The sequence below is a fragment of the Nocardia sp. CDC159 genome (genome assembly GCF_023740735.1).
Classification (GTDB): domain Bacteria; phylum Actinomycetota; class Actinomycetes; order Mycobacteriales; family Mycobacteriaceae; genus Nocardia; species Nocardia pulmonis.
Genome location: NZ_JAMRXH010000004.1, coordinates 115,104 through 127,155, shown reverse-complemented (window position 1 = coordinate 127,155; position 12,052 = coordinate 115,104). Strand labels below are relative to the sequence as shown.

The 12,052-nt window shown below is 69.6% G+C and carries 11 protein-coding genes; 6 read left to right on the top strand and 5 right to left on the bottom strand.

All coding sequences use genetic code 11. From position 1 onward, the window contains the following. The first annotated feature begins 385 nt into the window (after positions 1–385). From NDR87_RS10485 to NDR87_RS10475, 3 genes are read left to right on the top strand one after another with little or no spacing between them, the layout of a single operon-like run. A complete protein-coding gene (locus tag NDR87_RS10485; protein ID WP_251910974.1) occupies positions 386–1,918 on the top strand; it encodes an FAD/NAD(P)-binding protein in 1,533 nt (510 codons plus the stop codon). 28 nt (positions 1,919–1,946) lie between these two features. Further along, positions 1,947–2,240, top strand: coding sequence for a tyrosinase cofactor (locus tag NDR87_RS10480; protein ID WP_251910973.1), 294 nt, complete (start codon positions 1,947–1,949; stop codon positions 2,238–2,240). 18 nt (positions 2,241–2,258) lie between these two features. Beyond that, positions 2,259–3,485 carry a tyrosinase family protein gene (locus NDR87_RS10475; protein ID WP_251910972.1) on the top strand — a complete coding sequence of 409 codons (1,227 nt, stop codon included), beginning with the start codon at positions 2,259–2,261 and terminating at the stop codon, positions 3,483–3,485. A gap of 13 nt (positions 3,486–3,498) precedes the next feature. Here NDR87_RS10475 and NDR87_RS10470 read toward each other — a convergent pair whose 3' ends face one another. Beyond that, on the bottom strand, positions 3,499–6,411 hold the full coding sequence (locus tag NDR87_RS10470) for a tetratricopeptide repeat protein (RefSeq protein ID WP_251910971.1): 2,913 nt from the start codon (positions 6,409–6,411) through the stop codon (positions 3,499–3,501). A 158-nt stretch (positions 6,412–6,569) separates the two neighbouring features. Here NDR87_RS10470 and NDR87_RS10465 point away from each other — a divergent pair, with 158 nt between their 5' ends. Further along, positions 6,570–7,253, top strand: a complete 684-nt coding sequence (locus NDR87_RS10465; protein ID WP_251910970.1) for a DUF998 domain-containing protein — start codon at positions 6,570–6,572, stop codon at positions 7,251–7,253. 221 nt (positions 7,254–7,474) lie between these two features. Then, on the top strand, positions 7,475–7,915 hold the full coding sequence (locus NDR87_RS10460; protein WP_251910969.1) for a DUF6069 family protein: 441 nt from the start codon (positions 7,475–7,477) through the stop codon (positions 7,913–7,915). A gap of 49 nt (positions 7,916–7,964) precedes the next feature. On the opposite strand, the gene NDR87_RS10455 is transcribed toward NDR87_RS10460, so the two are convergent. Continuing rightward, positions 7,965–8,489 (bottom strand): hypothetical protein, encoded by a 525-nt coding sequence (locus NDR87_RS10455; protein WP_251910968.1) that lies wholly within the window; start codon positions 8,487–8,489, stop codon positions 7,965–7,967. Positions 8,490–8,616: 127 nt separating this feature from the next. Between NDR87_RS10455 and NDR87_RS10450 the strand changes: the two genes are divergently transcribed. Then, positions 8,617–9,216: a hypothetical protein gene (locus tag NDR87_RS10450; protein WP_251910967.1), complete on the top strand. Its 600-nt coding sequence runs from the start codon at positions 8,617–8,619 to the stop codon at positions 9,214–9,216. Between the two features lie 26 nt (positions 9,217–9,242). On the opposite strand, the gene NDR87_RS10445 is transcribed toward NDR87_RS10450, so the two are convergent. The 3 genes from NDR87_RS10445 to NDR87_RS10435 all read right to left on the bottom strand — a co-directional run bounded on the left by NDR87_RS10445 (position 9,243) and on the right by NDR87_RS10435 (position 11,955). After that, the gene (locus NDR87_RS10445; RefSeq protein WP_251910966.1) at positions 9,243–9,614 is read right to left on the bottom strand and encodes a GatB/YqeY domain-containing protein; all 372 of its coding nucleotides are present in this window, start codon (positions 9,612–9,614) and stop codon (positions 9,243–9,245) included. A gap of 35 nt (positions 9,615–9,649) precedes the next feature. Beyond that, positions 9,650–10,573 (bottom strand): tyrosine recombinase XerC, encoded by a 924-nt coding sequence (locus NDR87_RS10440; RefSeq protein ID WP_251910965.1) that lies wholly within the window; start codon positions 10,571–10,573, stop codon positions 9,650–9,652. A gap of 275 nt (positions 10,574–10,848) precedes the next feature. Then, positions 10,849–11,955 (bottom strand): methyltransferase domain-containing protein, encoded by a 1,107-nt coding sequence (locus NDR87_RS10435; RefSeq protein ID WP_251910964.1) that lies wholly within the window; start codon positions 11,953–11,955, stop codon positions 10,849–10,851. Between the last annotated feature and the right edge of the window lie 97 nt (positions 11,956–12,052).

The following is a 12,052-nucleotide window of genomic DNA, read 5'->3' as shown; positions in this document are numbered from 1 at the left end:
CTACGCGAAACACACAGGGCGGCAATCGGTTCCGCGCGCGCATAGCAATACCGGGCGTTGTCACGCCACCGACGGACCGCACGGTTCTCGGCGTCGGCAACCTCGTCGGTGAACGAGGAATCGGTGCCCCGAAGATTCGCGGCTGCGATCGAGAGCGCGCAGCGGTCACACTCGACGCGGGGGTGTCGCGGGGGCTCGGCACGCATTCACGAAAAGCACCGACAAGTCGTTCCTGGAAGCCGACCGGGGCATTCGGGTGTTCCTCGAACGTCCGGCTCCGGTAGCGGGAAACGTTGCGCCACAACAGTTACCGGCACTACTCGGCGGGGTGCCACGACGGCGGCTCGATCCCTCGCGACCAGGAACCCGCGAAAGGACCTGTTTCATGAAGCTGGCCATTGTGGGGGCAGGCGCGGCCACCGTAGCGCTCCTCGACAGGCTCTCCCGAGGCCCGGATCCGGTACCGGGCCGCATCACCGTCTTCGACCCGGCGCCGCAGTTGTGGCGGGGCCGCCCCTACCAGCACGACCTGGATTCCGTGCGGGTCAACATCCTGCCCGAACACATGTCGGTCCGCGCGGGGGAGCCCCGCGATTTCAGCACCTGGCTGGCTGGGCGCGGATTCGATCACGATGGGCGCGATTTCACCGATGTCGACCGGTTCCCGCCCCGGCACGTCTATGGGCAGTACCTGTGCGACCGGGCCGAGGGTGCGGTGGCGCGGCTACGCGAGCGCGGTTGCCGAGTCGAGATCGTGCCGCGCCGGGTGGTGTCGGCGCTGCCCTGCGGCGGCGGCATCCGGCTGTCGACGGTCAGCGGCAGTCGCTATCGGACCGACCGGCTCGTGCTCGGTGTCGGGGCCGCCACCCCGGACGACCACTTCGGGCTGACCGGGCATCCAGGTTTCCACGCCGACCCGTATCCGCTGCGCGAGACCGTCGCCGGGTTGGATCCGGATGCCGGGGTGGCCGTGCTGGGGACGGGACTGGCCGCGGTGGACGTCGCGGTGACGCTGCTCGGGGGCGGGCACCGCGGGCCGATCGTGCTGGCCTCGCGCAGCGGATCGCTGCCGATGGTGCGGCAGCGTCCCGCCGATCTGGCCCTGTCCGCCTGCACGCCGCACACGCTCGCCGCGATCACCGCCGGGGGCCGCCGACTCGGACTCGACGACGTCGCTTACCTGCTGGCCGACGACATCGTCGCGGCGGGCGGTGACCCATCGGCGGTGCTGACCGAGCTCGTCGCCGTCGAATGCGAGGACCCGACGGCACGGCTGCGCCGGCATCTGGCCATGATCGACGATCCGGATCCGGCGATCCGGCTGGCCCAGAAGGCCGTTCCGCTGTCGGGCCCGGACCTGTGGGTCCGGCTGCAGCCCAGGGCGCAGGCGCTGGTACGCAGCCGCTACTACCGGGCGGTGCAGTCGCTGTGCTGCCCGATGCCGCCCGGCAACGCCCGCGTCATCGCCGCCGGTATCGAACAGAATCGCCTTGCGGTGCAACGCGGTTTGTGGAACGTCGAGCCGGTCGCCGGGGGCGGCTTCGACATCTTCACCACCGACGGGGTCTTCCGCGCCGACACGGTGCTCAACGCCACCGGCGCCGCGGCGCACCGGCAACCGCCAGCCGCTCGCGATCTGCTGGTCAGCCTGGTCGCCGCCGGTCTGGCCAGCCATCACCCCGACGGCGGGCTGTGGGTTGATCCGGCCACCAGCCGCACCGTCGTGGACGGTCGGCCGATCCCGTCGGTATACGCCATGGGCGACATCGAATCCGGAACCCTGTTCTTCACCTCCGGCATGCCCTCGGTGGTCGACCGGGCCGCCGATGTCGCCCACTCCCTCGCCACCGCCGCCGTCACCGACAGCCCGGACGGCCGATCGAGCGATCTCTGCACCGCACAACGACCCACGAGTTGACCTCACTTTCCGAAAGGACGCCACCGCGATGACCGACACCACCCACCCGGACCACCCGCACGACGAGGTGTACGAGGAGGTCTACCGGGGCCGCCGGATCCGTATCGAGACCGACCCCGACGCCGACCCCGCCACCGAGACCGCCTTCACGGTTCACATCGACGGCCGCCCGCTGCACCTGATGCGGATGGCCAGCGGGGCACACATTTCCAGCGTGTGCCACTACATCCCGCACCGCGACCCCATCCGCGTCGCCCGGGCCGCGGTCGACGAGATGAAGGTCGGCGGTCTCGCACCCCACCACAGCCACCCGCACGCATAACCGACAGGAAACCGATCCATGCGAATTCGCAAGAACGTCCGCAACCTCACCGCGTCGGAGCAGAAGCGTTACGTCAACGCCGTCCTCGAGCTCAAAAGGCGCGGCAAGTACGACGAGTACGTGCATCTGCACAATCAGTTCTTCATCTCCGACGGTGAGGGCCGCCGCCGGGTCGCGCACATGGCCCCGTCGTTCACCGCTTGGCACCGCCAGTACCTGCTGAACTTCGAGGCCGACCTCCGCGCGATCGACGACAGCATCTCGCTGCCGTACTGGGACTTCACCCGCGACACCAGCACCACCCGGCTGCCGTGGACCGAGGACTTCCTCGGCGGCACCGGCCGCCCCGAGGACTGGCAGGTGACCACCGGCCCCTTCGCCTTCCGGCACGGGAACTGGCGGATCAACGTCAAGGCGACCGAAGACGACTTCCTCATGCGCCGCCTGGGCCGCCCCGCCGACCCCGTCGCCCTGCCGACCCGCGCCGAGGCCGCTCGTACCCTGTCGACGACGCCCTACGACGCCTGGCCCTACGACACCACCGTCGCCCTCGACGAGGGCTTCCGCAACGCCCTCGAAGGGTGGGGCGCCGGCCTGCAGGAGAGCGGCTTCGAGATGCACAACCGCGCCCACCTGTGGGTCGGCGGCCAGATGGCGGGCGGCACCTCACCCAACGACCCCGTGTTCTGGCTACTGCACGCATTCATCGACAAGCTGTGGGCCGACTGGCAGCACCTCAATCCCGACGCGGAATACCTTCCGGCACACCCACTTCCGGAAACCGATCCGCAACACGGGCAGGTCATCAGCCGCATCGAACCGCTCGACCCGTGGCCGGTCACCGCCGACGAGCTGCTCGACCATCGCAAGTTCTACCGCTACGAATACGAGCAGGCCGACGGCGGCCCCGGGGTACCCATCCCCGAGTTCGCCGGACGCGCCTTCCATCTCGACTTCGGCGACAGGACGATCATCGAGAACCGTTATTCACCGGACGGGTTCACCCTCTACTGGCGGGCGCTCTCCGGACCCACCGAAGGCGAGTGCGCCACGGTCGAGCTCCACGTCGACGACCTGACGCCCGGTACGTATTTCGTGAACTGGGTCGAACGGTCCGGCGTCGGCGTCAGCCAGGTTGTGGACCTCGGTGCGGCGGAGGTGCGGGCCTTCCGGACCCTGCCCGGCGGCGGCCGCGAACTCGCCCGCGCCGTGCTCACCGAGGTCACCGCCTGCGGCGATCGGTGACCCAGCACGCTGATCATCCTGCGTCCGGCGTTGTCGCCGATCGCACGGTTGCCCGCGTGTCCAGCGTCGCGAGATAGGCGGCGGCGCAACCTGTTTCGGAGACGCGCAGGCGCCGGTAGATCTCGGTGGCGGCACTCAGATCGGCCACTGCGGCGGCGATATCGCCGAGGGCCGCGCGGCAGTGGGCGGCACCGTCGAGAGCGCGGGCACGTTCGAGGGCGTGTCCGATCTCGCGAGCCAGCTCGAGCGCGTCGGTGAAGGCCGGCAACGCCTCGCCCGGTTCGCCGGTGGCCAGCAACACTCGCCCGACGCCATTGAGTTCCCTGGCTCGGCCGAGTCGGCTGCCGAGGTCGCGGTAGCGAACCAGGGCCTGCCGATGCAGGTCGGCGGCCCGCTGCGGGTCCCCGGTCCGCTCGTACAGTATGGCGAGCTGACCGAGGGTGTCGGCCTGATTGCGGCGGTTGCCGATGTCTCGGTTCAGGGCCAAGGCCTGCCGCAGCAGGTCGGCGGCCTGGGCATGGTCGCCGGTGTCGCGGCGCACCTGCCCGAGGCCGCTCAGGGCGGTGGCTTCTCCGTAGCGATTGCCGACGTCGCGGAAGTGGGCCAGGGCCTGCTCATGCAGATCGGCGGCCTGCTCGTGGTCGCCGGTTTCGCGGCGCAATTGGCCGAGGGCGGTCAGGGCGCTCGCTTCCTGGTCGCGATTGCCGAGGTCCCGGGAGAGGGCCAGGGCCTGTTCGTGCAGGGCGACGGCCTGCTCGTAGTCTCCGGTTTCCCGGCACACATAACCGAGTGCGTTGCGCGCGTAGGCCTCGACCACGCGGTTGCCGAGATCGCTGCAGCAGGTCAGGGCCTGCCGCAGCAGATCGGCCGCTTGCCCGTAATCCTCGGCGAGCCACAGTGCGAAGCCGAAGTTGGTGAGCGCGTTGGCTTCCCCGTGGCGGTTGCCGAGATCGCGGTAGAGGGTCAGGGCCTGCCGCAACAGGCTGGCCGCCTGCCCGTAATCGTCGGTCACCCACAGTGCCAGACCGAGGTTGGTGAGGGCGTCGGCTTCCCCGCGGCGGTTGCCGAGATCGCGATGGAGCGTCAGGGCCTGCCGCAGCACCCTGACCGCCTGCCCGTAATCGTCGGTGAGCTGGCCCACGAGGCCGAGGTTGGTGAGGGCGTTCGCCTCCTCGAGGCAGTCGCCCTGGCGGGCAGCGGTCTCGGCCGCGCGCTGGTGCAGCCGCGCGGCCAGTGGCCACGGCCCCTCCAGGCTCAGCAGACCGGCCAGCACCCCGGTCAACGCGATCATCCGCGCGGGATCACGGCCGGTGGCGTGTTCCAGGCATGCCAGTAGGTTGGCCCGCTCGGTGCGCATCCACGCCAGTGCCCGTACCTGGTCGTCGAACTCACGCACCGCGATACCGTCCGGCCCGGCCAGTGGTGCGGTGTCGTGGTCGGTGGGCGGGGCGTAGTGGGTCAGCCACCGGTTGGCACGGGTTGCGGTGTGCTGGTAGTAGTCCAGCAGCCGTTCCACCGCCGCGATGTCGTCGGCGGCCGGGGTGGTCGCGGCGAGGGTGCCGACATATTCGCGCAGCAGGTCGTGCAGCCGATAACGGCCGGGCCTGGTCTCTTCGAGCAGATGGTCGGTGTAGAGGGCGTCCAGATGCCGCCGCGCGGCATCGAGCGGGATGGCGGCCAGCGCCGCCACCGCCCCTGGATCGAATTCGGTGCCCGGATGCAGGCCCAGCTGCCGGAACAGGGTCTGCTGCTCGACCGGCAGATCCCGGTAGGACAGCTCGAACGCGGCCCGCACCGCCCGATCGGAGGTGTCGAGTTCGGCGAGCCGGTCGGTCGTGGCGGTGAATCGTTCGGCGAGATCGGTGATGCTCCACGCGGCGTGATGAGCCAGCCGCCCGGCCAGCAGCACGATCGCCAGCGGCAGATATCCGCACAGTTCGACAAGGCGATCGGCCGCTGCTCGCTCCGCGGCGGCCGCATCGGTGTCACCGGTGATGCCGCGGCGGGCGAGAAAGGCGAACAAGCTCACCGCGGCGTCGGGGTCGAGCACCTCGAGCGCCAACGGCATGGCCCCGTCGAGAGCGACAAGTCGGCGGCGACTGGTCACGATCGTCAGACACCCGTCACCGGAAGGCAGCAGCGGTTCGATCTGCGCGAGACCGTGGGCATCGTCGAGCACCAGCAGTACCCGCTTGTCGGCCAGCCGATCTCGCCACAGATTCCGGCGCGCCGCCAGGGTGTCGGGCAGGCTGCGGGGGTCGATGCCCAGATCGGTCAGCAGTCCGGCCAACACCTCCGCCGGATCCGCGACTGGTTGGCCCGGGGTGTGGGCGTGCAACTGCACGAAGTACTGCCCGTCGGGAAACCGTGGCGCCAACTCGTGGGCGGCACGGATCGCCAGCGCGGTCTTGCCGATACCCGGCATGCCGTTGATCGTGTGGATCGACACCACCCGCTCCGACCCCGCCGTCTGCACAATGCGCCGCAACTGTTCCTCGCGGCCGACCAGTGCGTCCACATCACGAGGCAGCGCCCGAATCGCCACCGGGCGCAGCGGCGACGACCCGCCGGGCGGCTCGGTGACCGCCGAGGTCCACAACCGTTTCCACGCCCGGAGATCGACGAGATCCTCACCGAGGGGTCCCGGCTGGGCTTTGGCCATCGCGAACAATGTCACCAACACCGGCGCCGCGGCCTCGAACGTGTGCGGCAGGTTGCGACCGGACCGCCAATCGCTGACCCGTTGCACCGTCACCGGCTGGTGCCCGCCGGGACCCTGTGCGGCCCGCATGCGCCGGGCGGTCGCCCGCACCACCTGCTTCAGGGTCGGTTTCCCAGCCGCCTCGAACAACTCGCTCAGCCTGTCGGCGAAAACCCTTCGTGCCGAACCCGAGCCGCCACCACCCCGCAGAGGCGTCCTCTCCATGACACCCATCCTACGAATGCGATCACGGTGCCGAACCGAACTACCGCCACCCCAAGACATTCCGGAAACGGACGAGTGGGCGATGAGTCCGGCGGGCGTGCGCCGTCTGCCCTATCGGAGGCCCGCCATCGGGGTGGGCACGACCGAGAGGAACGATCATGACCGTCGAGCGGCAGCGTAGTGCCGAATCGTCCAGGGATACTGCCCGCGCCCTGGTTCCCGCTGTGGCAGTGGGCGCCTCGCTGTTCATCGGGGCAGGCATTGCGCAAGGGCTGACGCGGGACGGGTTCGACATGGTGAAACATCCGCTGAGCTTGTTGAGTACCGGGGAATGGGGGTGGATCAACATCGCCAACTTCGTGGTGTCCGGGCTGTTGTACCTCGCGGGGGCCTACGGGATCGGCCGGGTCCTGCACGGGCAACCGGGCGGGGTGTGGGGGCCGCGCTGGCTGGCGCTCAATGGGATAGGACTGATCGCCGGTGGGTTGTTCGTCGCCGATCCGTCGTTCGGATTCCCGGCCGGAGCGCCGCCGCTCGAACCCGACACGATGAGCTGGCACGGCATGCTGCACGGGGTCGCCCCCATGGTCGGCGCTGTCGGATTCATCGGTGCCGCTGTGGTTTTCGCGTGGCGGTGGCGCAGGGCCGGGCGATCCGGTTCGGCCGCGCTCACGGTCGTGATGCTCATCGGCTACCTCGTCCTGGCCGCGATGCCGACGAACATGCGCAACGCCGAAGGTTATTACAACTTCGTCCCGCTGTGGATCGCGGGGGTCGTGGCGGCCGCGTGGATGAGCCTGCTGTCGGCGCGCATCCTGGCCGAGACCCGCGACGCCGCCTGATCGATGGCGTGCCGCCGCGACACGTGATCAGCGTTGCGGCGTGGCGATGAGCGGCGCAGTGCGGCGTGGGCGGGCGGGCCCCAGGGTCCCGTGCCGACTCCCCGGTGATCTCGATCTCGTTGTGCCCCAGGCGGAGCAACGGTAGCCCCGGGCTTGACCTGAACAATTGTTGATGTTTGACGATGAGTCCCGTAACCACATCGGATGATCAGGAGTTCATCATGTCGACCCTTACCGCCACGTCCCGTGCCGTCACCTGGATCCCGGCCATCCGCCGCCCAGTGGCCGTCTTCGGGGGTGTCGCCGCGGCCGTGCTGGCCAATCTGGTTCTCTGGCTGATCGGTGAAGTGGCCGGAGGCTCTTTCCAAACCGTCGATGCCAACGGCGCACCGATGGACGTCGCTCCGGGTGGCGTCGTGGTGTTGTCCACGGTCCCGCTGTTCGTCGGTCTCACCGCCGCGGTGGCGCTTTCCTATCTGTGGACCGGAGTGCTCCGCGTCGCCGCGGGCGTCGGATCGGTGCTGTCATTGGGCACCATCGCGATAACCCTCGCCGCCGGTTTCGACACCCCGTCGACGATCACCCTGTCGCTGATGCACGTGACCCTCGTGCCCGTGCTGATCGTGGCACTCGAGGGCGTGCGCCGATCAATTGTGCGGTGAGGCTGTCGAATTCGACTCGCCGACATGCCCGGGGGAGCCGGTGGCGGGGCTACAGCGCGAACAGCGGTTCGTAGCATGTGCCCTCGGGTGTGTAGATCAAGGTGTACTCTGCGCGACCCAGGGTCACCACCGCGCGAAGTCGTTCCAGGACTTCGGATTCCAGCGGAAGTTCCACACCGAGCGCGGCCGCCACCCGGTCGCGCCGGTCGAACAAATCGGGTACGAACTCCAGGAACTCCTCCGCCAGCCCGCGGCTCTCCTCGGCGGTGAAGTCCCGGCAGCTTTGCCACCAGGGCACTGCGAGCAAGAGCCGCAACAACTCCGGCAGGCCGACCGCTATGAGATCGGCACGGCCTTCGGAGTCGGCGTACAGAACCGGCCGTTCTTCGCCGCCCGCACCGCAGAAGAAGTACGTGCCGCCGGAGTGGTCTCCGGCAAAACCCTCGATGGCCATACCGGAAGCGAGGTGCACCTCCTCGACATGGTCACCCCGGCCGAGATCGAAATCTCCTGGTGTGCTCAGGAATTCGACCGCCTCGTCGTTCGCGCGGATGGCGGTCAGCAGCGTCGACATGGGCTCACTGTAACGCTCGCGGGCGTGGGTTTCGGTGTGGCTGAGCCCGCCACGGAATCGGAACGCGTAACTGCGGCTCGGTAGGCTCTCACCTGTTTCGACTCGGCTGATCCGGGAGGGCTCGACTGTGCGACCACGCGACGGCGAGAACGAGGTCGGTCCCGGCTCGGTGAAGCCGCCGCGGATTGTCGTATCGGTCACGGCCGCAATCGCTGTCGGGGTGCTTCTCGTCTGTTATTACGACCGGCCGCCGTTCGGCGGCGACATGACCGATGCCGACAGGCTCATCGGGATGGCGGTCGGTGCCATCGGGTTGGCGGTCTCGGTGGCCGTGTGGGCCATCAAAAGCCTCTATGTGGTGGGGCGGCAGCGCGAGTGGTCGTGGTGGGTATTGGGGGTTCCGGCGGTTGTGGTGGTGGGTCTGGTGGTGGGGTTCGCGGTCAGGCCCGCCGATTTCGATTCGGCTCGACCGGATCTGGAGCGAATCGCCCGGGAAATGGCGAGCGGTGGTCCCGATCGTCGCGAAGACCTTCGGTTGGGCGGACTGGAAATCAGCTCGGCACAGCGGGGACCGGATGGCCGGATCTACTTTTACGATGCCGACAGCACCGGTGGGCCGCACATCCGCGGCTGGGTCTACTCCCCCGACGCCGCGCCTGCCGATACCGCGATCCGCACCTTCGAAAAGGTCGCCGAAGGGTGGTATGCGTTCGTCCTCACGGATTAGAGCGACCTCAGCAGCGCTGCTCGCACTCACTCGGGCGTCAGGTGTGCGCTGAGCGCCGCGGCCTCCGCCCGTAGTTGGTTCGCGCGGTCGGTGTGGCCGAGGGCGTCGTATTCCGCCGCGGTGGTGAGTCTTTCGGTGAGCTCTTTGCGGACGATCTGCTCGATATCGGATTCGGTGAGGTCTCGGCGGGGGGCTTCGGCGGCGCCTGCGCCGATCGGGCTGGCCTCGATGGCTCCCGGGCTGGTTTCCGCGGGTGCGACGGCCTCGGCGTTGTCGATCGCGGCCAGGGCCGAGCGCAGGGCCGCGGCGGCGGCGCGGTCGCGGCTTTTCATGGCCGCGGGCAAAGCGGCGCGCAGGCGTGAGCGCAGCGGGGGGAGCTCGTTCGGGGGCGTCGACATGATCATGACCGTACGCGGGGACGGGGCCGCGGCGGTCAGGCGCGGGGATGGGCCTGGTCGTGGGCCTTCTTGAGACGGTCGATGGAGACGTGGGTGTAGAGCTGGGTGGTGGCCATGCTGGCGTGGCCGAGTAGTTCCTGGACGATGCGGAGGTCGGCGCCGCCTTCGAGGAGATGGGTGGCGGCGGTGTGGCGGAGGCCGTGCGGGCCGATGTCGGGGGCGCCGGGGATCGCCGAGATCACTTCGTGGACAACGGTTCTGGCTTGACGTTGGTCGAGGCGGCGTCCTCGTCGGCCCAGAAGCAGTGCGCGGCCGGATTCGTCGTTCGCCAGGAGGGGGCGGCCGTATCGGAGCCAGGTCTCGAGAGCCTGGTCGGCAGGGAGCCCGAAGGGGACCGACCGTTCCTTGTTGCCCTTGCCCAGGACGCGGAGCTGTCGGCGTTCCCGGTCGACGTCGTCGATGTCCAGGCCGCACAGCTCACTCACACGAATGCCGGTGGCGTACAGCATCTCGACGATCAGGCGGTCGCGCAGCGCCATCGGATCATGCTGCGCCGCACCCGATTCCGCCGCTGTCATGGCCGCCTGCGCCTGTTCCCGGCCCAGTACCGCGGGCAGCGTGCGGTGGGCCCGGGCCGAGCCGAGCCGCGAGCCGGGGTCCACCGCGAGACGGCCCGTGCGGGTGAGCCAGGCGGTGAAGGTGCGAGCCGCCGAGGCGCGGCGCGCCATCGTCGAGCGCGCCGCGCCCCCCGCGGCCTGCTCCGACAGCCAGGACCGCAGCAGCGCGATGTCGATCTCCCCCACCCCGGAATCGGCCGCTCGCGCGCACAGATGCAGCAGCAGCGACCGGGCGTCCCCGATATAGGCGCGCACGGTGTGCGCCGAGCGATTCCGCCCGAGCCGCAGATGCCGCGCATACTCCTCCAGCAATTCCCGCAGATCCTCGGGCAACTCGTCCATACCGTCCACGTTCACCCCCCGCTCGCGCCCAGGCAAGCCACCGCGCCGAGGCGAAGGCCGCCCACCGCACCACAGTCCGCGTGCGCCCGAGTCGGTGGCCCGTCGGCAACTCGGTTCATCGATCGACCCCGCGATCACCGGCCTGGCGCACCTCTGGCCTCGGGTGCTCTCGGAACGGCATGTCGCCGGTGACGTGCCCGGCTGGGTCCACGACCCGAGGTGTGGTGGCCGCCATGGCCGTGCGCAACCGGCGCGGTGCGCTGGCGGCGGTTTCGTCAGGTGCCACCGGGCAGATCCGCCCGGAGTGCACGGCTCGAATGGGTGTGAGCCACGGGCGTGAGGCGGGTGAGGTACGAGTGTCGGCCCGCCACCCGCAGCTGCTGGACGTGGGTCGGAACGAGCCCGGCGTGGATGGTGGTGCGCAGTTCGCGGGTGTCCGGAATCAACACCACCGCGACCCCGTCCGATTCGAGCACGCGGTGCAGTTCGGACCACAATCGCGGGTGGGCGGTGGCGAGCAGGCCGCGGGCCGGAACCTGCTCGCCCCATGGCGGATTGCAGAGGATGCGGTCGACCTCGGACGTCGCGATCGGCAGATCCGCGGCGTCCGCGCGCTCGATGTCCATATGCCGCAGCGCATTCGAGCGGGCGGCAGATACGGCGACCGGGTCCAGGTCGAAGCCGCGGTAGGACGCGTCGGCCTGCTGGTGGGCGGCCTCGATGAGTAAAGTCCCCGCGCCACAGCACGGATCGAGCACCCGGTGGCCGGGCCGGATATCGGCCAGCTGCGCCATGGCCGCCGCCAACGGCGGATGCAGGCTCCCCGGCACGCTCTGCCGTTTGTAGGCTCGCCGGTGCAGCGGGCGCTCGGCTACGCGCAACAACAGTTGGGCTCGGCGCCCGTCCAGACCGACCCGCCAACCGCCGCGACAGACGGTCGGACGGTTACCGTTTCGCCGGGAGAGGTAGGCGAGTCCGGTGCGCTCGGCCAGTGCGCGGCCGACGGCGTCCTCGACGTCGTACCGGTTGAAATTGCGCCTCCCCAGAAACGAGGCCGAGACCTCGACCCCGTCGCCCAGCCCCGCCGCGCCTCCGCACAGTCGTCTCGATTCGCACAGCGCCGCCGCATCGAGATCGGCGGCGAGTTCGGCCAGCGCGGCCACCGATGCCCGGCCGGAACCGATATCCGGGCCGCTGCGGGCTAGCAGGAACACATCGTCGGCGGTCCGCAGGCGGATGATCATCGGATCCGGCCGGGAGGTGTGGAAATGCACCTCGCGATGGCTCATCTCGGTGACCGTGCCGAGTCCGAGCCGGAGGATCTCCGCCGCCACGACGGATTCCAGTCCACGCAAACACCGCGCCACCAGGCGGATGGACATGTGAATGTTCTTCTCCCACGTCGAGGTTCGAAGCGACGCCGCGTCGCCCCGCCTCGTCGGCAATGGGGGGTCCTCGTCTTGCCGACGGGTCCTCAGC